This window comes from Pseudomonas sp. NLJ1, from assembly GCF_049486705.1.
Lineage (GTDB): Bacteria > Pseudomonadota > Gammaproteobacteria > Pseudomonadales > Pseudomonadaceae > Aquipseudomonas > Aquipseudomonas inefficax.
The window spans coordinates 5094377-5115242 of record NZ_CP137735.1 but is presented as its reverse complement, the minus strand read 5'-3'; the positions used below and the strand labels follow the sequence as shown (position 1 = coordinate 5115242).

Here is a 20866-nt window from a genome sequence, read left to right as displayed (position 1 = left end):
ATAAATTGCAAAGTTTTGTTAACAACAACCGTAGGGGCAGTGTCAGTCAGTTAAGGTTTGCCGGCTTGACCGGGCTGCCTTGCAGCCCAAGCCCGGCTTATCGACAGCGCGTGCATCGCTGTGGGTCATGGCCATCGGCCAGGCAAGAATTGATTTCCGGAGACAAGCATGTTTCGTATCTTTGAGCGCTGGCTCGACCCCTTCCCCCCTGACGAGATACCACCGCCACCGCTTGGCCTGTTGCGCTTCATGTGGGCCTGCACTCGGGGGGCGCGCGGCTACATCCTGGCGCTTGCGCTGCTCAGTGCCGGGGTATCGATCTACGAAGCCTGGCTATTCGCCTTTCTCGGCCAAGTTGTAGACCTGCTCTCGGCGTGGCAGGCCGGCGGTGCCGTCGGCGCCGAAGAAACCCGGGTGCTGTGGGGCATCGGCATCGTCCTGCTGGCCAGCATCGGGTTGGTGGCGCTGCGCACCATGCTTCAGCACCAGGTACTGGCGATCAACTTGCCGCTGCGCCTGCGTTGGGACTTTCACCGGCTGATGCTGCGCCAGAGCCTGTCGTTCTTTTCTGACGAGTTTTCCGGCCGGGTCACCACCAAGGTGATGCAGACGGCGTTGGCAGTACGCGATGTGTTGTTCACCATCATCGAGATCCTGCCCGGGATCGGCGTGTACTTCATCGCGATCATTGCCCTGGCCGGGGGCTTTGCCCTGAAGCTGATGCTGCCATTCATTGCCTGGGTGGTGCTGTTCAGCCTGGCCATGCTGTATTTCGTGCCCCGCCTGAGCAAGGTAGGCCAGGAACAGGCCAACGCCCGGTCATCGATGACCGGCCGGGTTTCCGACGCCTACACCAACATCACCACGGTGAAACTGTTCTCGCACTCCAACCGCGAAGCGCACTTCGCGCGCGCAGCCATGGAAGACTTCAAACAGACCGGTTTTCGCCAGATGCGTCTGGTCAGCCAGTTCGAAATCGTCAACCAGGCGCTGGTAGTGGGCCTGATCATTGCCGCCGGTGGCTATGCGCTGTGGCTGTGGCACCAGGGCCAGGTCGGCACCGGGGCGGTGGCCGCGATCACCGCCATGGCCTTGCGTATCAACGGCATGTCCCACTGGATCATGTGGGAGATAACCTCGCTGTTCGAAAACATCGGCACCGTGCAGGACGGCATGGCTACCCTCACCCGCGGCCCCAAGGTAAAGGATGCACCGGGCGCCACCGAGCTGGTGACCAAGGGGGGCGCGGTGAGCTTCGACAAGGTCGGCTTCAACTACAACGGCGAGCGCCAGGTGCTTGACGACCTGAGCCTGCACATCCGCGCGGGCGAAAAGGTCGGCCTGGTCGGCCGCTCCGGCGCCGGCAAGTCCACCCTGATCAACCTGCTGCTGCGCTTCTACGACGTGGACCGAGGGGAAATCCGCATCGACGGGCAGAACGTGGCCATGGTCACCCAGGACAGCCTGCGCAGCGCCATCGGCATGGTCACCCAGGACACCTCGCTGTTGCACCGCTCGATTCGCGACAATATCGCCTATGGCCGCCCCGATGCGACCGAGGCGCAGATCCGCGCCGCTGCGGCCAGCGCCCAGGCCGATGGTTTCATCAGCCAGCTCAGCGACCGCCAGGGCAACAGCGGTTACGACACCTTGGTGGGAGAGCGCGGCATCAAGCTGTCTGGTGGCCAGCGCCAGCGCATCGCCATTGCCCGGGTGATGTTGAAGAACGCACCGATCCTGCTGCTGGACGAAGCCACCAGTGCGCTGGACTCGGAAGTGGAAGTGGCCATTCAGGAAAGCCTGGATGAGATGATGCAAGGCAAGACCGTCATCGCCATCGCCCACCGCTTGTCGACGATTGCCGCCATGGACCGGCTGATCGTGATGGATGAAGGGCGCATCATCGAGCAAGGCACCCATGCGGAACTGCTGGCGAAGAAAGGTACCTATGCACGCTTGTGGCAGCACCAGAGTGGCGGGTTCCTGGGTGAGGACCAGGGCGTGGCCGAGGCGATGGAGTAGGGTTGTATCGGAGCGGGCCCGGCGAACACCGGCAAAGCCGGTGCCATGCACCGCGTTGCCTGCTTCGCGGGTAAACCCGCTCCCACAGGGATAGCAGCCGGCCTGGGCCTGTTCCATGCCGGCAGAAACAACTGCCCTGACCAGAACCTCGAACGTTTGCACGGTTCAATGTGGGAGCGGGTTCACCCGCGAACACCGGCAAAGCCGGTGCCATGCACCGCGTTGCCTGCTTCGCGGGTAAACCCGCTCCCACAGGGATAGCCGCCGGCCTGGGCCTGTGCCATGCCGGTAGAAACAACTGCCCTGAACAGAACTTCGAACGTTTGCACGGTTCAATGTGGGAGCGGGTTCACCCGCGAACACCGGCAAAGCCGGTGCCATGCGTCGGCCTTCATCAGTGTTCCATCGCGACGATGGACTGAGCTCAATCCTGGCCCTCAACCAAACACATGCGAAGGCCGGCGCAGCACTGGGTCGAACGGGTTGACCCGCTCGCCGATCGCCGCCGCCTCGCGCTTGAGCAGTGCCACCACGGTCGGCATGCGGTTGGGCCCCAGGCGGTCGCTGATGGTCGCCACGCTCAGGGCCGCCACCGCGTGACCGTTACGATCGAGAATCGGCACCGCCAGGCCGGCCATGCCATCGAGCACTCCGGTGTTGCGCCCGGCATAGCCGAGGCTGCGCACATTGTCGATTTCGGCGCGCAGCATGACTTCGTCGTAATGGTGGAAATCCTTCAGCCGCGGCAGGTTGTAGCGGATCACCTCGTCGCGCTCCTCCTCCGGCAGGAAGGCCAGGATGGCCAGGCTGCCCTGCCCCACCCCCAAAGCTACACGGCCGCCAATATCGCCGGTGAAGGTACGGATCGGGTACGGCCCTTCGCTGCGGTCCAGGCACACCGCATCGAACCCCGAGCGCGCCAGCAGGAACAGCGAATCGCCCAGCGACGCCGACAGCCGCAGCAGGCTGGGGCGCACCACATCGCGCAGGTTGCCGGCTTGCCCGGCCTTGGCCGCCAAGGCAAAAAAATCCAGGCTCAACCGGTAACGCTTGCTGGTCGCGCACTGGTCGACCATGCCTTCTTCAATCAGGCTGCGCAGCAGGCGGTGAGTGGTGGGCTGCGCCAGGCCAACCCGCTGCGCCAGCTGGCTGACCTTCTCGCCCTCGCCGCCGCATTCTCCCAGCGCACGCAATACGGCGAACAATCGCGACACCGCACTGACACCTACTTCCTTGGGCTGCCCATTTCGTTTATCGGAATCCATCTTTCATCCAACCCTTAGAAATTCCACTCAGCGGAATAATTTCAAAATAGCTGTCACTCAGTGAAATTACCCTTTGTCGCCATCCTAATCATTGCCCTACTCTCCGGTCCATAGGGCGATATCACAACATCGGCCGCCGCCACAGAAGCGAGCGCCAACGTCCGTAAAAGCTTTGCTTTTGCCGCTGGCGCTCTGCCCACCCTGAAACTGCCGGTTGACCCCGGTTCCGTTTGCGATGGAGCACAGCCATGACCTTTCTGTTGATCGAAAATCTTTGCAAGCGCTATGGCGCCACGGAGGCAGTGGCCAGCTCGTCACTGGCCATCGAGAAAGGCGAGTTCGTCTCCCTGCTTGGCCCTTCGGGTTGCGGCAAGACCACCACCCTGCAAATGATTGCCGGCTTCGTCGAGGTCACCAGCGGTCGCATCGTCCTCGACGGCCGCGACATCACCCATGCCAAACCGGCCAGCCGAGGCCTGGGCGTGGTGTTCCAGAGTTACGCACTGTTCCCGCACATGACCGTACGCGACAACGTCGCCTTCGGCCTGCGCATGCGCAAGGTGGCCAGCACCGAGATCGCCCGCCGGGTCGACCAGGCCCTGGTGCTGGTGCGCCTGGACAAGCATGCCGAGCGCTACCCACGCGAGCTCTCCGGCGGCCAGCGCCAGCGTGTGGCCCTGGCCCGCGCACTGGTGATCGAACCGCCGGTGCTGCTGCTGGACGAACCGCTGTCCAACCTGGACGCCCACCTGCGTGAAGAAATGCAGTTCGAGATATGTCGCATCCAGAACGAGGTCGGCATCACCACCTTGATGGTCACCCACGACCAGGCCGAGGCCTTGTCGATCAGCGACCGGGTAGTGGTGATGGAAGCCGGGCGCATCACCCAAGTCGATGACCCCTACCGCCTCTACGAACACCCGGGCACACCCTTCATTTCCGACTTTGTCGGCAAGGCCAACCGCCTGCGCGGCGCAATCGGCCCCGGCGGGCAACCGCAGGCCAATGCCCTGGGCCCGCTGACCCTCAGCCTGCGCCCGGAAAAGATCAGCCTCGGCCCGGCCGGTAGCGGCAAGCTCGCAGGCCGCATCAGCTGCCGCTACTTCCTCGGCAGCCAATGGCTATATCGGGTCGACACCGCCCTGGGCAACCTGGCCGTGGTGCGTGCCAACGACGGCAACACACCGCTGGATGAAGGCACACAGGTCGGCCTGGACTGGAACGATGCCCTGCTGCGGGTGCTGAATGCTGGCGAGGTGGCGGCATGAGCGCGGCAAAGCTGCGCAGCAGCGCCTGGGGCTACGGCCTCAGCAGCCCGGCGCTGCTGTTGTTCCTGGCCTTGCTGGTAGCGCCACTGGGGCTGACAGTGCTGCTGTCGTTCAACGCATTCGACTACAGCAGCGGTATCCAGGCCGGCCAGTACACCCTGGGCCATTACCTGAGCCTGGTGACCGACACCTACTACTACCAGATCTTTTTCCGCACCTTCTGGATCAGTGCCCTGGTCACCCTGCTGTGCGTGCTGATCGGCATTCCCGAGGCCTTGGTGCTCAGCCGCATGGGCGCGCCGTGGCGCTCGATCTTCCTGATACTGGTACTGACCCCATTGCTGATTTCGGTGGTGGTGCGAGCCTTCGGCTGGAGCCTGCTGCTGGGCGCCGACGGCCTGGTCAACCAGGGCATCACCGCCCTCGGCGGGCAGCCGGTGAAGCTGCTGTATACGCCCTTTGCAGTGATCATCGGCCTGGTCCACGTGATGCTGCCGTTCATGATCATCCCGGTGTGGACCTCGCTGCAGAAGCTCGACCCTGCCGCCGAGCAGGCTGCGCTATCGCTGGGCGCCAGCCAGTGGACGGTGTTCCGCCGCATCGTGCTGCCACAGATCATGCCCGGCGTACTGTCGGGCACGCTGATCGTCTTCGGCCTGGCCGCCAGCTCCTTCGCCATCCCCGGCCTGCTGGGTGGGCGCCGGCTGAAGATGGTCGCCACCATGATCTACGACCAGTACCTGGCCGAACTGAACTGGCCGATGGGCGCCACCATCGCCGTGGCCCTGCTGCTGATCAACCTGCTGGTGATGCTCAGCTGGAACCGGCTGGTCGAACGCCGCTACAAACGCGCACTTGGAGTCTGAACCGATGACCCGTAACGGCCCGCTGGCCCTGTCCTTTCACGCCCTGGTGATGCTGTTCATGCTCGCCCCGCTGATGGTGGTGTGCCTGGTGGCATTCACCCCGGAAAACACCCTGAGCCTGCCCACCACCGGCTTCTCGCTGCGCTGGTTCAGCGCTGTGTTCGAGCGTGCCGATTTCCTCGATGCGTTCTACAACAGCCTGAAACTTGCGGCCCTGGCTGCCTCGCTGGCTACCTTGATCGCCGTGCCGGCGGGCCTGGCGATCACCCGCTACAGCTTCCCCGGCCAAGGCTTCCTCAACGGCCTGCTGCTGTCGCCGATCATCATCCCGCACCTGGTGCTGGGTGTGGCCTTGCTGCGGCTGTTCGCCCTGCTGGGGGTCAATGGCAGCTTCGCCTGGCTGGTGTTCGCCCATGTCGTGGTGATCACCCCCTACGTGCTGCGCCTGGTACTGGCCGCAGCCATCGGCATCGACCGCAGCGCCGAACAGGCCGCGCAAAGCCTGGGGGCTGGCCGGGTCACGCTGTTCTGCAAGGTCACCCTGCCGATGATCCTGCCCGGCGTGGCCGGCGGCTGGCTGCTGGCATTCATCAACAGCTTCGACGAAGTGACCCTGTCGATATTCGTCACCTCGCCTGCCACCCAGACCCTGCCAGTGCGCATGTACGTGTACGCCACCGAATCCATCGACCCGATGATGGCCGCCGTCTCGGCGCTGGTGATCGCCGTCACGGCCCTGACCATGGTCGCCCTGGACCGCGTATATGGCCTGGACCGCGTGCTGGTGGGCAAGCAATGACAAGGAATGCCCCTATGCCCCTGTTCAAGCGCGTGGCCGAACACGACCGCGAGCCTGTGCCCTTCCTGCTCGACGGCCAACCAGCCAAAGGCATGAGCGGCGATACCCTGCTGACCGCCATCCTGACCAATGCCGGGCACCTGCGCGGTAGCGACTTCAGCGCCGAACCACGCGCCGGCTTCTGCCTGATGGGCGCCTGCCAGGACTGCTGGGTACGCCTGCAGGATGGCCGCCGGGTACGCGCCTGCTCGACCTTTCTGGAACCAGGCCATTGCGTGACCCGCGACCCGGGGCGCCAGCCATGAGTGCGATCGTGATCATCGGCGCCGGCCCGGCCGGCATCCGCGCCGCGCAAACCCTGGTGGCCCACGGCGTACGCCCGGTACTGCTGGACGAAGCCAGCCGCGGCGGCGGGCAGATCTACCGCCAGCAACCGGCCAACTTTCGCCGCCCGGCCAAATCGCTGTATGGCTTCGAGGCCGGCAAGGCCCAGGCGCTGCACAGCACCCTTGAACAGTTGCGCGAGCAGATCGACTATCGCCCCGAAACCCTGGTGTGGAACGCCGAGGAGCAGGTGCTGGACACCCTGCACCAGGGTCGACTGGCCGACCGCCTGGCGTTCGACCGGGTGATCGTCGCCACCGGTGCCACCGACCGGGTATTGCCGATACCCGGCTGGACCCTGCCTGGGGTCTATACCTTGGGCGCTGCGCAAATCGCGCTGAAGTTCCAGGGCTGCGCGATCGGTGAACGGGTGGTGCTGGCCGGCAGCGGTCCGCTGCTGTACCTGGTGGCCTACCAGTACGCCAAGGCCGGGGCCACGGTCAGCGCGGTGCTCGACAGTTCACCCTTCAGCGCCCAGGTGCGTGCCCTGCCACGCCTGCTTCTGCAACCAGGCACCTTTGCCAAGGGCCTGTACTACCGCGCCTGGTTGGCCCGCAAGGGTGTGCCGGTGCATCAGGGCGTGACCCTGCTGGGTATCGATGGCGATCAACGCGCCAGCGGTGTGCGCTGGTCGCACGATGGCCAGCAACACGACCTGCCGTGCGACGCCGTGGCATTCGCCCACGCGCTGCGCAGTGAAACCCAACTGGCCGACCTGCTGGGTTGCCAGTTCGCCTGGAACGCGCTCAACCGCGCCTGGCTGCCAGTACGTGATGCCCAGGGCCGGGCCAGCAGCCCCGGCGTGTACCTGGCAGGCGACGGTGCTGGCATCCTCGGTGCCGACGGTGCCGAGATGAGCGGAGAACTGGCCGCCCTGACACTGCTGGCCGACCTCGGCAAGCCCGGCAACCCGCAGCGCCAGCAGCAACTGCAAAAGCGTCTGGCCACCCTGCTGCGCTTCCGCCAGGGGCTGGAGCAGGCCTTTCCTTTTCCCGAGCAGTGGGCCCGCCAGGCCCCGGACCAGCTCACCGTGTGCCGCTGCGAGCAGATCAGTGCCGGGGAAATCCGCGCCACCGTGCGTGCCGGCCACTGGGAAATAAACCGGGTCAAGGCCATGTGCCGAGTCGGCATGGGCCGCTGCCAGGGCCGCGTGTGCGGTGCCGCTGCCGCCGAGTTGATCGCCTGCGAAAGCGGTCGGGCCATTGACCAGGTCGGGCGCCTGCGCGGCCAGGCACCGGTGAAGCCCCTGCCCTTCGGCCTGGAGATAAAACCATGAAGCTGATCGAAGTGGACGCCATCATCGTCGGCGGCGGCATCGTCGGCAGCAGCGCTGCCTTGGTCCTCGCCCGCGCTGGTCGGCAAGTGGCATTGCTGGAGCGCGACTTCTGCGGTTCGCATTCCAGCGGGGTGAACTACGGCGGTGTGCGCCGCCAGGGCCGCTCGTTGGCCCAGTTGCCGCTATCGATGCGCGCCCATGCCATCTGGGGCAATCTGCGCGAATGGATCGGCATCGATGGCGAATACGCCCGCAGCGGCCACCTGAAGCTGGCACGCAGCGAAACCGATTTCGATGCCTTGAAGGCCTATGCCCGGCGCACCCAGGCTTTTGACCTGCGCCTGCAACTGCTTGAACGACGCGAACTGCGCCAGCGCTTCCCCTGGGTGGGCGATATCGCCGTCGGCGCCTCGTACTGCCCCGAGGACGGCCATGCCAACCCACGGCTGGTGTCACCGGCCTTCGCCCAGGCGGCCAGGCGCAGCGGCGCCCAGGTGCATGAGCAGTGCAAGGTAGTGGAGGTGGGACACGACGGCCACCGCTTCAGCGTACACACCAGCAGCGGCCAAGGCTTCAAGGCGCCCTGGCTGTTGAATTGCGCCGGCGCCTGGTCGGCGCAACTGGCCGAGCGGTTCGGCGAGCCGGTGCCGCTGACCGCAGCCCACCCAGCCATGCTGGTCACCGAGCCGCTGCCGCTGTTCATGACCGCCAGCACCGGGGTCGAAGGCGGCGGCATCTATGCCCGCCAGGTGGCGCGTGGCAACTGCGTGCTGGGCGGCGGGCGCGGTTTTGCCCTGACCCCGACCACCGCACGCCCGGGCCAGGCCGCAGTGCTCGACATCCTGCGCAACGCCACCGAACTGTACCCGGCACTGGCCGGCGCCCAGGCCATTCGTACCTGGAGCGGCACCGAGGGCTACCTGCCCGATGACGAACCGGTGCTCGGCCCCAGCCTGCACCAGCCTGGCCTGCTGCATGGCTTCGGCTTTGTCGGCGCCGGCTTCCAGATAGGCCCGGCCGCCGGTGAAGCATTGGCGCAATGCGTGGTGCACGGCGCACCGGCAATCAGCCTGGCGGCCTTTTCCATCAACCGTTTTCAGCCCAACCACCACAAGGAAAACCTGTCATGACGCACAAGCAACGTTTGCTCGCCCTGTTCTGCACCGTGCCCGGCCTGTTCGCCTGCCTGCCCGCCATGGCCCAACCCACGTTGTACCTGGGCATGAACGGCGGCACCATGGAGCGGTTGTTCAGCGACAACATCCTGCCCAGGTTCGAGCAGGCCAACGGGGTGAAGGTGGTGATCGTCCCCGGCACCTCGGCCGACATCCTGGCCAAGGTCCAGGCCACGCCGAACAAGCCGTCGATCCATGTGATGGTGCTGGATGACGGCATCATGTACCGCGCCATCGGCATGGGCCTGTGCAGCACGCTCAAGCCCAACCCGACCTTGGCCCAGTTGCCGGAAAAGGCCCTGATCAAGGACAAGGCCGCTGCAGTCAGCCTGGGTGTGACCGGGCTTGCCTACAACAGCCGCCTGTTCAAGGCCAACGGCTGGGCAGCGCCCACCTCGTGGAACGACCTGGCCGACCCGCGCTTCAAGGACAAGGTGGTGTTCCAGTCGATGGCATCGTCCACCTTCGGCCTGCATGGTTTTCTGATGTACAACCGCCTGCACGGCGGCAGCGATACCGACGTCAACCCGGGCTTCACCGCCTGGCAGAAGAACGTGGGCCCGAACGTGCTGGAGTACATCCCCAACTCGGCCAAGCTTTCGGAAATGGTGCAAACCGACGAAGCCGCGCTGTTCCCGCTCACCCCCACCCAGGTGACGGCGCTGAAGCTCAAAGGCATCCCGGTGGAGTACGCTGCGCCCAAGGAAGGTGCCGTGGTGCTCAACCAGGCCGAATGCGTCACGGCCAACAACGACCAGCCGGAGCTTGCGCAGAAGCTCGCCGAGTTCCTGCTCAGCCCCGAGGCGCAGTCGCCGGCCCTGGAGCTGGGTGACCAGATCCCGTCCAACCCCAACACGCCCACCAGCGACAAGACCCGTGGCCAGGTCGAAGCCATGCAGACCTACCTGCAGACTGCCGTGACCATCGACTGGGACCAGGTCAACACCCAGCGCCCCGAATGGAACGCGCGCTGGAATCGCCAGATCGAGAGATAAGCCAAGGGCCTGGTCGCTCCCACAGGTATCGGGACCAATACGTGATCCGTGCGCCCAGTCCTTTGGGCTGCGCGGTCACGCATAGAGCGGAGTACACAAGCGGTCCGCGTACCCTGTGGGAGCGGCTTTAGCCGCGAAGAATCCAACGCGGTGCATGGCACCGGCTGCGCCGGTGTTCGCGGCTGAAGCCGCTCCCACAGGGGCCCTGCTGATTCAATGAGTCATGTGCAGTTCCATGAGAGCAGGTTCACCCGCGAAACACGCCACCAAACCCTGACGCCTCAATCCAGCACCGGCCGCAACAACGCCTGGGCTTCATACAGGGTCGGCAAATACCGCAAGCGTATTTCGTCCACACTCAACCGCGAAGCATGGGTGGTGATAGTCAACGTCGCTTTCAGGCGGCCGGCGCGGTCCAGCAATGGCACACCCAACACGCGCATGCCGATTTCATACTCCTGGTCCACGATACAGAACCCCTGCGCCCTCACCTGCAACAACTGCGTCTCCAGCTGCAACCGGTCCGTCTGCGTATAAGGCGTCAACCCCCTCAGCGGGTTACGCGCAAAGTACGCATCCCGCTCCCCCTCCTCCAGCCAGGCCAACCAGATACGCCCGCCGGCGGTGCAATACATCGGCACCCGCGAGCCCGGCCGGATCGACAACGAGGCCACATGGCTGTAGCGGCTGCGTACCAGGTGGATGATCTCGTCGCCATCACGGGTACCCACCGACACATGCTCCTGTGTCTGCCGCGCCACCTGCTCGACGATCGGCCGCAGCATGCGCGGCAGTTGTGCCGAGTCCACATACGCCTGGCCGAGGCGCAACGCCTTGGGCGTGAGCCAGTACTCACGGCTGTCGGTTTCGGCAAACCCTTCGTGCACCAAGGTCAACAGAAACCGCCGCGCGGCACTGGGGGTAAGGCCGGACAACCTGGCCGCCTGCGGCACGCTCAGGCGCGGCTGCTCGGCGCTGAACAGCTGCATCAGCGCCAGGCCCTTCTGCAAGCCGGCGATCAGGTCACGGGGATGGATAGCGGGGGTGTTCATCTAGTCGACTCGCAAACAAGCAAAAACAGCCGATTAACGCGATAACCGGAGCAAGGCTGCGATTATCGCATCAAACGCCCGATCAGCGCATTGTTGCCCTGGCCTCCTTGCCTCACCCTTGCCCTCCATGACAACGCAAAAAAAGGGAGGTCAGCATGATTCGTGGTTCCACTGAACTAGTCGCCATCGTCGGTTCGCCCATTGCCCAGGTGAAGTCCCCCGAAAACTTCAACACCTGGTTCGCCAACAACAACTGCAACCTCGCCATGCTGCCCATCGACCTGCATGAGGCCGCACTGGATACCTTTGCCGGCACCCTGCGCGGCTGGCAGAACCTGCGCGGTTGCGTGGTAACCGTGCCATACAAGCAGGCCCTGGCCAGCCGCCTTGACGGCCTGAGCGAGCGCGCAGCCGCGCTGGGCTCGGTCAATGTTATTCGCCGTGAACGTGACGGTCGCCTGCTGGGCGACAACGTGGACGGCGCCGGCTTCCTCGGTGCTGCGCGCAAACATGGCTTCGAGCCGGCAGGCAAGCGTGCGTTGGTGATCGGTTGTGGCGGGGTCGGCAGTGCCATCGCCTATGCATTGGGCGAAGCCGGCATCGCCAGCGTCACCCTCAGCGACCCCAGCACAACGCGCATGGCCGCTGTGTGCGAGCTGCTCGGCAATGCCTTCCCCAGGGTTGCAATCGCCACCCGGGTCGACGAACTGGAGGGTTTCGATCTGCTGGTCAACGCCTCCCCTGTCGGCATGGGCGGCAGCGCGGAGCTGCCGCTGCCTGCCGCCCTGCTCGCCACCTTGCAAGCCGAAACACTGGTCGCCGATGTGGTCACCTCGCCCGAGATCACCCCGCTGCTGAAGCGGGCACGCCAGGTTGGCTGCGCGGTCCAGACCGGCCCGGAAATGGCCTTCGCCCAACTCGGCCATCTGGGCGCCTTCATGGGCGTCACGCCGCTGGAGATCTGAAGCCATGCCGACGCATGAACATACGCAACACAATTTTGACCTGGTCGTGCTGGGCAGCGGTGCCGGTGGCTTTACCGCTGCCGCCACGGCCGCCCGCCGTGGGCTGAAAGTGCTGGTGGTGGAAAAGGCCGAGCACTTTGGCGGCACCTCGGCGATTTCCGGCGGGGCGGTGTGGCTCTACGGTACCGATCAAGCCCGCGCCGCCGGGGCGGTGGACTCGCCCGAGGCCATCCGCACCTACCTCAGGCGGGTCATCGGCGACGGCTACGACCCCACCCTGGTCGACACCTTCATCGAGCAAGGCCATCAGGCGCTGCGCTGGCTGGAGCAGAACACCGAACTGCGCTACGCCCTGCGCCCGCATTCGCCGGACTACTACCCGGACGACCCGGGTGCCACCCAGTTTGGCCGGGCACTGGAGATGGTCGAGTACGACGGCAAGCAGCTCGGCTCGCACTTCAATAACCTGCAGATGCCGCCGCCCGGCATGCTGCTGTTCGGCGGCATGATGGTCAATCGCGTGGATATCCAGCATTTTCTCAGTATTCGCCGCTCACCCCGGTCGCTGTGGCATTGCCTGAAGCTGATGGCGCGTTACGCGCGGGACCGCCTGCGCCATCCGCGCGGCACGCGGCTTACCACCGGCAACGCCTTGATCGCCCGCCTGGCCAGCAGCGCCTTCGCCCATGGCACGCAGCTGTGGCTGCGCAGCGAAGCCCTGGAGCTGATCGTCGAACGCGGTGTGGTCACCGGCGTGGTGGTGCAACGCGAAGGGCGCCGGGAACGGGTGCTGGCCCGGGGCGGTGTGGTGTGCGCCATGGGCGGGTTCGCTGCAGGCGCGCTCGCCGACAGCTACCGGCCGGCCCGGCAAGCGCAGCACCTGACCATGTCACCGCCCACCAATGACGGCGCGGCCCTGCGCCTTGGCCAAGCCGTGGCCGCAGCCCAGGGCGAAGGCCTGGTGGCCAACTTCTTCTGGGCGCCTGTTTCCGAACTGCGCCATGCCAGTGGCGAACATGAACGCTTTCCGCACCTGGTCACCGACCGCGCCAAACCGGGCGTGATCGCGGTAAGCCCGGACGGGCGACGTTTCGTCAACGAGTCCGATTCCTACCACCACTTCGTGCAGACCATGTTCGCCAAAGGCATTGCCAGTTGCTGGCTGGTCTGCGATGCCGAGGCGATGAACCGCTACGGCCTGGGCCTGGCACGGCCGAAGCCGGTGGACAACCAGGCATTGATCGATGCCGGCTACCTGCACCGCGCCCCCACAGCGCAGACCCTGGCCAAGGCCATTGGCGTCGACCCACAGGTGTTCATGCAGACCCTGGAGCAGTTCAACGCCGACGCCCGCAACGGCATCGACCGCGCGTTCGGCAAAGGCGGCAACAGCTACAACCGCTACATGGGCGACCCGCAACACACGCCCAACCCATGCCTGGCGCCGCTGGCCAGCGGCCCGTTCTACGCCATCCGCATCCACACCGGCGACCTCGGCTCGGCCCGCGGCCTGGTGACCAACGCCCAGGCCAACGTGCTGAACCGCGATGGCCAGCCGATTGCCGGGTTGTATGCGGTCGGCAACGACATGAACTCACTGATGAGAGGCACCTACCCCGGCCCCGGTATCACCCTGGGCCCTGCCCTCACCTTCGGCTGGCTCGCTGCCAACCACATCGCCGCGCGCCTGCAGGCGCCAACCACCCACATGGAGACCCCAGCATGTACTACGAACTGAGAACCTACACCCTCGACCCACTGAAAATGGCCGACTGGCTGAGCCTGTACCAAAGCCACGCGCTGGAGGTGCAAAGCGAGCATCTCGGTAACCTGATCGGCTTTTTCACCAGCGAGTTCGGCGAGGTCAACCAGGTGGTGCATGTCTGGGGTTATGCCAGCCTCGACGAGCGCATGGCACGCCGCGCAGCCATGGCAGCGGACCCGCGTTGGGCCGAGTTCTCACGGCGCAACCGCGAACTGGGCGCGGTGTTGCGCTTGCAGTCGCGAATGCTGCGGCCCACCGGCTTTTCGCCGCTGCAGTAGACCTTCTTCCAAAGCCAGAGCGGAACCCCACCATGCAACCCCTCGAATGTGACGTACTCGTCATCGGCTCCGGTGCCTCTGGCCTGGCTGCCGCAGTTACTGCCGCCCATCACGGCCTGCAGGTGATCGTCGCGGAAAAAGCCAGCCAACTGGGCGGCACCAGCGCCTGGTCGGGGGGCTGGTTGTGGATACCGCGCAACCCGCTGGCCGTTGCCGAAGGCATCCTCGAGACCGACGATGCCCCGGAGCGCTACCTGCGCGCGCAAACCCATGTCAGCGAACTGGACCCGCGCCAGCGCGCCTTCCTGCACCATGGCCCGGAAATGGTCGCGTTCTTCCAGCGACACACCGCCGTGCAGTTCCAGTGCGGCAGCCGCATGCCCGACATGCGCGATGGCGACGGCAGCACGCGCGGTGGCCGTTCGCTGTGCGCGCTACCATACGACGGGCGCCTGCTCGGCCCCTGGCTGCGCAAGCTGCGCCCACCGCTGGACATCGTCAGCCTGGCCGGCATGGGCATTGCCGGCGGCGCCGACATGGCCGCCTTCTTCAACGCCACGCGCTCACCCAAGGCCGCGCTGCATGTGGGCAAGCGCCTGCTGCGCCATGGCCGCGATCTGCTGCTGCACCGGCGCGGCCTGCAACTGGTCAATGGCAACGCACTGGTGGCACGGCTGCTGCGCAGCGCCCTGGACCTTGGCGTGACGCTGCTGACCGACAAGCCGGCCAGCGGCCTGCTGGGCGAAGGCCGGGTCAGCGGCGCGCAGTTTGCCGACGGCCAGCTGATTCACGCCCGCCGCGGTGTGGTTTTGGCCTGCGGTGGCTTTGCCCATGATCGCCAGCGCATCGCGCAACTGATGCCGCATGCACCGGACGGTGGCCAGCACTACTCTGCCGCACCATGGGAAAACAGCGGTGACGGCCTGCGCCTGGGCGAACAGGCCGGTGGCCTGGTCCAGGCGACCCTGGCCCATGCGGGTGCCTGGGCACCTGTGTCGCGGGTACCGCGCAGCGATGGCAGTTTCGGCCATTTCCCGCACTTGATCGATCGTGCCAAGCCCGGATTCATCGCCGTGCGCGGCGATGGCCGGCGCTTCGCCAACGAAGCCGATTGCTACCACGACTTCGTGAACGCACTGTTCGCCGCCACGCCGCAGGGTGAAGCGCCGCAAGCCTGGCTGATCTGCGACCATGCCGCGCAACGTCGCTATGGTATCGGCTGGGCCAAGCCCTTCCCTTTCCCCACCCGCCACTATCAACGCTGCGGTTATTTGCACAGCGGCCGCACGCTGGCGCAGTTGGCACAGCGCTGCGGGATCGATGCCGAGCAGTTGCAACGCACGGTGAATGACTTCAACCACCATGCAGCCCGGGGTGGAGACCCGGTTTTCCAGCGCGGCAAATCGGCTTACAACCGGGCTCAGGGCGAGCCGTTACAGGTACCCAATCCATCGCTGCGACCCTTGCTGAACGGGCCGTATCACGCAGTGAAACTGTTGCCGGGCAGCCTGGGTACCTTTGCCGGCCTGGCAACGGACGGTGCCGCCCGTGTGCTGGACCACGCGATGCAGCCGATTCCTGGGCTGTATGCGGTGGGCAACGACATGCACAGTGTGATGGGTGGGTATTACCCGAGTGGCGGGATTACCCTGGGGCCGGGGATGACATTCGGTTACCTGGCTGGTAGAGCGTTGAGCGGCCTCTAAGGAAATGAGGGTACGTTTTTCCCGAGGATGAGTTGATCGTCGCCTGTTAGCGCGCGTTGCCATTGCTCCTTACACGCCCTCGCCGCTTCCAACCAAACGCCCTGCAGCCTCAAGTTCTCCACACGCACTAGACTCAGGCACTAAACGGATGTCCACCCGACGATTCTCTGCGCGTCCATTCAAGGTGTCGTTGCTGCTGACCGGTTGACTGGCTGCGACACCTTGGACAGCAAAACAACTGTCCGGGATATCTCCCATACGCTGCATCCAGTCGCGGACAGCAGAGGCGCGAGCACGAGAGAGATCAAGATTCCTGGTAACATCACCCTGGGCATCGGCATGACCGGAAATAACGATTAACCACCCAGGTTGGGCTTTGATATCAACCAGTGCACCGATCAATAACTTGGTTGAACCGGGTTTGAGCTCAGCACTGCCAGGATCGAACAGCGTCAAGCTGTCGAGCTGGATTGGCTTAGGCATGGAAGGCTCTTGGATTTGTCTAGAGACCCACTCCTGCCAGCCTAACCAACCCGCAAATGCGCAAGTGATCGTCAAAGTCAGCAGCCACGGCAGTGCAGCGCGCCTCTGCGCGGGATGCTCGACTACAAATGTGTAGGTCGATGGCGCAGGCACAACGGAGGTGATCTGAGGTCTGACCGATGGTTCAGCAAACGATATCCATGGCTGTGACAGAAGCGGCATCGGTACCGCCATGCTTCCAGATATGCGCTGCAGGAGGCTGACTATCTGGTTTCGAAAAACCTGCAGCGACACCAGTGGCGCATGACCAAGGCTTTCCAAACGGTGCTCCAGCCGGTTTAACTCAACAACCAGCTCGCTCAACGCCGCCGAACTTGACCTGCCCCATTCCACCATGCGAACCAAGGGATGCAACTGACTAAACAGCCATGCTATGAGATCAATGCGTGCTGACGCCTGCACCGGCCACAGGCGCGGCCATTCATCGGTCAGCGTAGAGAGCAATGCCAACCCTTCCGTCAAGCCCGCGAGCCCCGTGCGGTAGCTACGCGCCAGGACGAACGCCACCGCTGTTTGCAGCTCAACCCCGTTCAGCTCGAAGAGGCGCAAAGACAACCCCTCAACTTTTGCCCAGTCCACATCTGGGCAGGCTGGGTGATTGAGCTTTGCCAACTCACCGCGCAGCATTTTGAACTCATCGAAGTTGCCCGGATCCCCACCCAGGCGTACACGCATCTCGAAAAGCGCCGTCATCTGGCCCCCTGTCAGTTCCATTGCACGGGAAGGTAGCCTTCCTGCTTGAGGTGACGCACCACAACCCTGCCTTCGGCGCCGAGTGTGGTCCCAAAGGACGCCCTGCCGCCGCCCCTGATGAGTACGTCAAGGGCATAGTCAAGATGGCCAGGGCGAGACTGAGGTATCAGCTGAACGCTCACCTGCGCCAGCCGGGGCTCATAGCGGCGCAAGGTGCGGGCGATGTCGTTCATCAAGCCATGGGCTGAAGCCGGTAGCCCTTGCAGCACCGTGCCCATGTCCGGCAAGCCATAGTCGGGCAGATGCGAGAGTGAACCTGCACGGCTGTTGAGAATGCGCTGAATGTTGTCCAGCACCGAGAGGGTCAGCTGGTCATCTTCATTCACCTGGTCCAGCGCTAGCTCACCGCGGAAGTTCTGCAACAGGATTTCGTAAAGAGAAGGACTGGTTTCAGGCATGCAGTCAGCCCTCCACGCGCTGTCGGAGGGTCAATCGGTTATCGCCCAGTTCGAGCACCCTGGCCTGATCCGGTTCGAGGTCGTCCCGCTGCAAGACAACGCGCCACGTATTTTCGATAACGTCTGGACTTCGGAATAGCGCTACCACCGCAACATACCGAGCGTCGCCTTGCAGGGGAGTACTCAGCTGCGCCGCCTCACCGGGTTTGATCACCACCACGCGTTCATCGAGCAGATCATCGCGAAGCACCCGTTCCCCCTGGCTTAGCAGATCGTCATAGGTGGCGTTCTCCAACGCCTTGTTGTCCTTCAACTGGTAGACCCGTACCAGCACTGGCACCGACAATCCGCTCATCTCTGCGTCATCGGTATTTATCGCTGACCGCCCGTTGAGATCCAGATGGAGCGTCTTTACTTGCTTGTAGAAGATCGCCTGGGCAGTAGACGACGTACCGTCTGCAACCTTTTGTGCAAGGCCACACCCACTCAGTACTGCAACAAATGTCGATGCCGTGAAGCATTTAAAAACGGTACGCCACATGCTGTACCTCCTTCCTGCAAGGGTTCGGCTGCAGACCTTGATATCGGCCCAGGTTGATCGTGATCGTGTCGTCTTGGGCCGATGCGTGCGCCCCCTCTGCGCGTTTCAATACAGCGGTCATGCCAAGCATCGACCGAGTGCGTCCTAACACCGGAACCGGCACCCTCTCGCGCGCTATCGAGAGCTGCAGCAGCGCTGTGCAACGCCACCCCAGATACACCTCAAGCAACACCTGCAAATCGGCTATCAGCCGGCCACCCGGAAGCCACTCACGCGCTTCATCCTCGTCCTCGGTACACAACCGCAGGCGCAGTTGGCTGTTAGCGTCGTGCCCGACAGCGCCCAACGGCATGCCCTGGCCTAACCTAACCGGACGCTCGGGTGCAAGGCTGGCAGGCTGCTCAAGCACAACGCTCTGCGGCCAATGCCCGGTCACGTGCGTATCCGTATGCGGCGCCAGCAACTTCACCAACGCACCAATCCCCTCCGCGTTGCGCGTGGGCAGGCGCATCACACTGAGCAGGGCCAGAAAACGTGACATCGGTGTGGCGATGCGCTCTGCCGTACCGGGAATGCCCAGGCCGATCAAGCCCAACAGACACTGCGAAGTGGCATCGCACCCGCCCGGCTCGAACGTTGCCGGGTAGGAGTACTTACGCCAGATCCGGTAGAACTGGGTGAATAGCCGATGGTTGAAGATATCGAGGAAGTACTCCAGCGCCTCATAGCCTTCGCGTCGCTGGGCGATATCATCCAGATAGCCCGTGGGCAAAGGAGAGTCGACGCCATACAAACCCAACAACCGGGTACGTATCGTCAGCGGTCGGTCCGGAAAAGCTTCGTCGACTTCAATGGCCTTCAACTCGCCTGCTGGAAATCCCATTCCAGGGTCGGGCCGGAACCTGACCCGGTCATCGCCGGGATGTGCAGTGCTGCCCAACGGTGGTTGTTCAACCAACACCTGCTCCAGCACCTGGCAGAAGCGGTAGACGTTGGCCGTCGACACCTGATCAGCCAACACATGCAGAATGCCCTCGGCCTTCAACCGGGAATACGCTGACTGTGATGTTCGTTCCATCGCAGGCACCTCCCCGTCGGCTGCAGAATCATCGTCAGTTGAGTGCATAAATGAATGTCCGCGTACAAGGCGAAGAACCGGCTGAGCATTTCACCAAACAGGCAGATGTCCCCCTCTCCTGAAAAGCCGTTGCCATCGACCGTCACCTCGATATCCACACCTCGTAGCAAGAAGCCTTTTTCGAAGCGCTGAATCAGGTGATGCCTGACGTCAACAATGGCCTCCAGACGGCGGCGGTTCGTTTCGCTGCCCGTCCACTCATACAAAGCCAATGTGCCACGCAGTACTTCAGCACTGTTGAGCATCGGCAGGAAATTCGATCCCAGGTGACTGAGTACACGCCAGTGAAAACGGTCGCGATTGGGTGGGTAGCACGGTAGTGTCGGCGCGGTCAGGTTGCGCACTCGCAAACCTGCCTGGGTGGACTGCGCCGCAGCATCGAGCAAGGTGCTGCGCAAGGCTTTGCGCGGCAACTGGCCATTGGTGCCGGTCAGGCGCAACGACAGGCTTTTGCGGTTGAGCAGCACATCCTTGTCAAAGCCCTCCCCGCCAAGGATCAACCAGGTGTCATGAAGACCATTGGCACCGCGCCTCAAGCGGGTATGGAAGTAGCGCTCGGGGGCCTCATCGCGAAGCATGCCCCCTTTGTGGCGAAAGCTGCTGAAAGGCACGTAGTCCTGACGCACGCTGTCTTTCGTTCCAGAAACCTTGTCTACCGAGTAGATCTCTGTATGTCCGTCCTGCAAGCGCATTGGCCGCAGTAGGTATTCATTCTGCAACGGGTCCAGGGTGAGCGGGTCCGCCTCCAGTGCAAACAGGTTGATCACGGGAACCGCGTGTAGACGAATGTGCTCTTGTGTAGGCGTGAACGCATGCGACCAGGTCTCACTGAGCACGACTTCAAGCTCGAACCATGGGGCGTCTGGTGGCAACGCGAGCGATTCGAGGCCACAGAGTGTGACGAACATGAATTTCTCACGGAACGTGAAGTACTCCAGCAACAACTGATAACCACTGAACGCGCTGTCGCCTTTAGGCCAAAGGCGATCATCGTCGGCAAACCCCTTTGGCTTGAAATGCCCCGCAAATGCCTTGCGTTGCGCCGCGCCTGGCAAGCGCACATGCAGCGCCTGCACGTTCAATGTCAACGCCTGATGCAGCACACTGGCAAGCGCTGCGTCGGCATTCAGATACAAGGGGATATGCGCGAGGTCGAGTTGATCCCAGTTGGCCAGCGCTCCACGCGCGAAGCGCAGGCGTAGAACTGCACGTCCATCTGGCTCATGGTCAAGTCGCACGGTTTCCAGATTGAGCGGCCGTAACGTCAAATCCTGCGTGGTGGAGTAGCGGCAGCGGGTACGGTGTTGCCCCACCGGTTGTGACAGCACCTGAAAGCCTCTTGCAACCGCCTCGCAGCCTTTCATCTGACTGACATCTGGCATCAGTTCGACGATGGCCAGTGACGGAATGGTGCGCAAGTAGTGGGGCCATAACAGGCTGACCAGCCCCTCCGTCAGCTCGGGCAGGTCATCGTCCAATTTCTCGCGCAGACGCCCCATCAGGAACGCAAAGCCTTCGAACAAGCGCTCCACAAAGGGGTCTTCAGCGCCGGGTTTATCCAGGTTGAGCTGCGCCGCACGGTCCGGAAAAGCCTGGGCAAACTCCTTGCCCGCTTCGCGCAGGTAACGCATTTCAGCGTCGAAGTAACGCAGGGTTAGGTTGTCCGTAGTCAAAACA

General features: G+C 63.8%; 19 protein-coding genes. 12 read left to right on the top strand and 7 right to left on the bottom strand.

The features are described from left to right. Positions 1–168 precede the first annotated feature (168 nt). Positions 169–2022: an ABC transporter ATP-binding protein gene (locus tag R9B85_RS23055; RefSeq protein ID WP_112254274.1), complete on the top strand. Its 1854-nt coding sequence runs from the start codon at positions 169–171 to the stop codon at positions 2020–2022. A gap of 437 nt (positions 2023–2459) precedes the next feature. Here the strand turns inward: R9B85_RS23055 and R9B85_RS23050 are convergent, their stop codons facing one another. After that, positions 2460–3287 (bottom strand): IclR family transcriptional regulator, encoded by an 828-nt coding sequence (locus R9B85_RS23050; protein WP_207879422.1) that lies wholly within the window; start codon positions 3285–3287, stop codon positions 2460–2462. A gap of 248 nt (positions 3288–3535) precedes the next feature. Here R9B85_RS23050 and R9B85_RS23045 point away from each other — a divergent pair, with 248 nt between their 5' ends. The 7 genes from R9B85_RS23045 to R9B85_RS23015 are packed head-to-tail and all read left to right on the top strand — an operon-like array spanning position 3536 to position 10050. Continuing rightward, positions 3536–4555: an ABC transporter ATP-binding protein gene (locus R9B85_RS23045; protein WP_423770613.1), complete on the top strand. Its 1020-nt coding sequence runs from the start codon at positions 3536–3538 to the stop codon at positions 4553–4555. Beyond that, a complete protein-coding gene (locus tag R9B85_RS23040; RefSeq protein ID WP_112252180.1) occupies positions 4552–5421 on the top strand; it encodes an ABC transporter permease in 870 nt (289 codons plus the stop codon). Before R9B85_RS23045 ends, R9B85_RS23040 begins: the two co-directional genes overlap by 4 nt. Before the next feature lie 4 nt (positions 5422–5425). Then, complete coding sequence (locus tag R9B85_RS23035) at positions 5426–6220, top strand: ABC transporter permease (RefSeq protein ID WP_112252181.1); 795 nt, start codon at positions 5426–5428, stop codon at positions 6218–6220. A 14-nt stretch (positions 6221–6234) separates the two neighbouring features. Beyond that, positions 6235–6525 (top strand): (2Fe-2S)-binding protein, encoded by a 291-nt coding sequence (locus R9B85_RS23030; protein ID WP_112252182.1) that lies wholly within the window; start codon positions 6235–6237, stop codon positions 6523–6525. Beyond that, on the top strand, positions 6522–7880 hold the full coding sequence (locus R9B85_RS23025; RefSeq protein ID WP_207879424.1) for an NAD(P)/FAD-dependent oxidoreductase: 1359 nt from the start codon (positions 6522–6524) through the stop codon (positions 7878–7880). Before R9B85_RS23030 ends, R9B85_RS23025 begins: the two co-directional genes overlap by 4 nt. Beyond that, positions 7877–9010 (top strand): NAD(P)/FAD-dependent oxidoreductase, encoded by a 1134-nt coding sequence (locus R9B85_RS23020; RefSeq protein ID WP_423770612.1) that lies wholly within the window; start codon positions 7877–7879, stop codon positions 9008–9010. Before R9B85_RS23025 ends, R9B85_RS23020 begins: the two co-directional genes overlap by 4 nt. Beyond that, complete coding sequence (locus R9B85_RS23015) at positions 9007–10050, top strand: ABC transporter substrate-binding protein (protein WP_112252185.1); 1044 nt, start codon at positions 9007–9009, stop codon at positions 10048–10050. The genes R9B85_RS23020 and R9B85_RS23015 overlap by 4 nt, the downstream gene beginning before the upstream one ends. Positions 10051–10331: 281 nt before the next feature. On the opposite strand, the gene R9B85_RS23010 is transcribed toward R9B85_RS23015, so the two are convergent. Beyond that, entirely contained in the window at positions 10332–11102 is a 771-nt protein-coding gene (locus R9B85_RS23010) for an IclR family transcriptional regulator domain-containing protein (protein WP_207879429.1), read from the bottom strand. Between the two features lie 155 nt (positions 11103–11257). On the opposite strand from R9B85_RS23010, the gene R9B85_RS23005 reads away from it, so the two are divergent. From R9B85_RS23005 to R9B85_RS22990, 4 genes are read left to right on the top strand one after another with little or no spacing between them, the layout of a single operon-like run. Further along, complete coding sequence (locus tag R9B85_RS23005) at positions 11258–12067, top strand: shikimate dehydrogenase family protein (protein WP_112252187.1); 810 nt, start codon at positions 11258–11260, stop codon at positions 12065–12067. 4 nt (positions 12068–12071) lie between these two features. Next, the gene (locus R9B85_RS23000; protein WP_423770611.1) at positions 12072–13805 is read left to right on the top strand and encodes an FAD-dependent oxidoreductase; all 1734 of its coding nucleotides are present in this window, start codon (positions 12072–12074) and stop codon (positions 13803–13805) included. Continuing rightward, positions 13790–14110, top strand: coding sequence for an NIPSNAP family protein (locus R9B85_RS22995; protein ID WP_112252189.1), 321 nt, complete (start codon positions 13790–13792; stop codon positions 14108–14110). The genes R9B85_RS23000 and R9B85_RS22995 overlap by 16 nt, the downstream gene beginning before the upstream one ends. Positions 14111–14142: 32 nt before the next feature. Further along, entirely contained in the window at positions 14143–15816 is a 1674-nt protein-coding gene (locus tag R9B85_RS22990) for an FAD-dependent oxidoreductase (RefSeq protein WP_423770610.1), read from the top strand. A gap of 69 nt (positions 15817–15885) precedes the next feature. On the opposite strand, the gene R9B85_RS22985 is transcribed toward R9B85_RS22990, so the two are convergent. The 5 genes from R9B85_RS22985 to tssF are packed head-to-tail and all read right to left on the bottom strand — an operon-like array spanning position 15886 to position 20862. Then, the gene (locus R9B85_RS22985; RefSeq protein WP_423770609.1) at positions 15886–17052 is read right to left on the bottom strand and encodes an OmpA family protein; all 1167 of its coding nucleotides are present in this window, start codon (positions 17050–17052) and stop codon (positions 15886–15888) included. A gap of 11 nt (positions 17053–17063) precedes the next feature. Then, positions 17064–17510: a type VI secretion system baseplate subunit TssE gene (gene tssE / locus R9B85_RS22980; protein ID WP_112252191.1), complete on the bottom strand. Its 447-nt coding sequence runs from the start codon at positions 17508–17510 to the stop codon at positions 17064–17066. A gap of 4 nt (positions 17511–17514) precedes the next feature. Further along, positions 17515–18051, bottom strand: coding sequence for a type VI secretion system lipoprotein TssJ (gene tssJ, locus R9B85_RS22975; RefSeq protein ID WP_112252192.1), 537 nt, complete (start codon positions 18049–18051; stop codon positions 17515–17517). Then, entirely contained in the window at positions 18032–19129 is a 1098-nt protein-coding gene (gene tssG, locus R9B85_RS22970; protein ID WP_423770608.1) for a type VI secretion system baseplate subunit TssG, read from the bottom strand. The genes tssJ and tssG overlap by 20 nt, the downstream gene beginning before the upstream one ends. Then, the gene (tssF, locus tag R9B85_RS22965; protein WP_254466101.1) at positions 19093–20862 is read right to left on the bottom strand and encodes a type VI secretion system baseplate subunit TssF; all 1770 of its coding nucleotides are present in this window, start codon (positions 20860–20862) and stop codon (positions 19093–19095) included. Before tssF ends, tssG begins: the two co-directional genes overlap by 37 nt. Positions 20863–20866: the final 4 nt, after the last annotated feature.

Coding starts and splice junctions, on each gene's coding strand:
- R9B85_RS23055 (WP_112254274.1), top strand. CDS start 169: ATGTTTCGTATCTTTGAGCGCTGGCTCGACCCCTTCCCCCCTGACGAG.
- R9B85_RS23050 (WP_207879422.1), bottom strand. CDS start 3,287: ATGGATTCCGATAAACGAAATGGGCAGCCCAAGGAAGTAGGTGTCAGT.
- R9B85_RS23045 (WP_423770613.1), top strand. CDS start 3,536: ATGACCTTTCTGTTGATCGAAAATCTTTGCAAGCGCTATGGCGCCACG.
- R9B85_RS23040 (WP_112252180.1), top strand. CDS start 4,552: ATGAGCGCGGCAAAGCTGCGCAGCAGCGCCTGGGGCTACGGCCTCAGC.
- R9B85_RS23035 (WP_112252181.1), top strand. CDS start 5,426: ATGACCCGTAACGGCCCGCTGGCCCTGTCCTTTCACGCCCTGGTGATG.
- R9B85_RS23030 (WP_112252182.1), top strand. CDS start 6,235: ATGCCCCTGTTCAAGCGCGTGGCCGAACACGACCGCGAGCCTGTGCCC.
- R9B85_RS23025 (WP_207879424.1), top strand. CDS start 6,522: ATGAGTGCGATCGTGATCATCGGCGCCGGCCCGGCCGGCATCCGCGCC.
- R9B85_RS23020 (WP_423770612.1), top strand. CDS start 7,877: ATGAAGCTGATCGAAGTGGACGCCATCATCGTCGGCGGCGGCATCGTC.
- R9B85_RS23015 (WP_112252185.1), top strand. CDS start 9,007: ATGACGCACAAGCAACGTTTGCTCGCCCTGTTCTGCACCGTGCCCGGC.
- R9B85_RS23010 (WP_207879429.1), bottom strand. CDS start 11,102: ATGAACACCCCCGCTATCCATCCCCGTGACCTGATCGCCGGCTTGCAG.
- R9B85_RS23005 (WP_112252187.1), top strand. CDS start 11,258: ATGATTCGTGGTTCCACTGAACTAGTCGCCATCGTCGGTTCGCCCATT.
- R9B85_RS23000 (WP_423770611.1), top strand. CDS start 12,072: ATGCCGACGCATGAACATACGCAACACAATTTTGACCTGGTCGTGCTG.
- R9B85_RS22995 (WP_112252189.1), top strand. CDS start 13,790: ATGTACTACGAACTGAGAACCTACACCCTCGACCCACTGAAAATGGCC.
- R9B85_RS22990 (WP_423770610.1), top strand. CDS start 14,143: ATGCAACCCCTCGAATGTGACGTACTCGTCATCGGCTCCGGTGCCTCT.
- R9B85_RS22985 (WP_423770609.1), bottom strand. CDS start 17,052: ATGACGGCGCTTTTCGAGATGCGTGTACGCCTGGGTGGGGATCCGGGC.
- tssE (WP_112252191.1), bottom strand. CDS start 17,510: ATGCCTGAAACCAGTCCTTCTCTTTACGAAATCCTGTTGCAGAACTTC.
- tssJ (WP_112252192.1), bottom strand. CDS start 18,051: ATGTGGCGTACCGTTTTTAAATGCTTCACGGCATCGACATTTGTTGCA.
- tssG (WP_423770608.1), bottom strand. CDS start 19,129: ATGGAACGAACATCACAGTCAGCGTATTCCCGGTTGAAGGCCGAGGGC.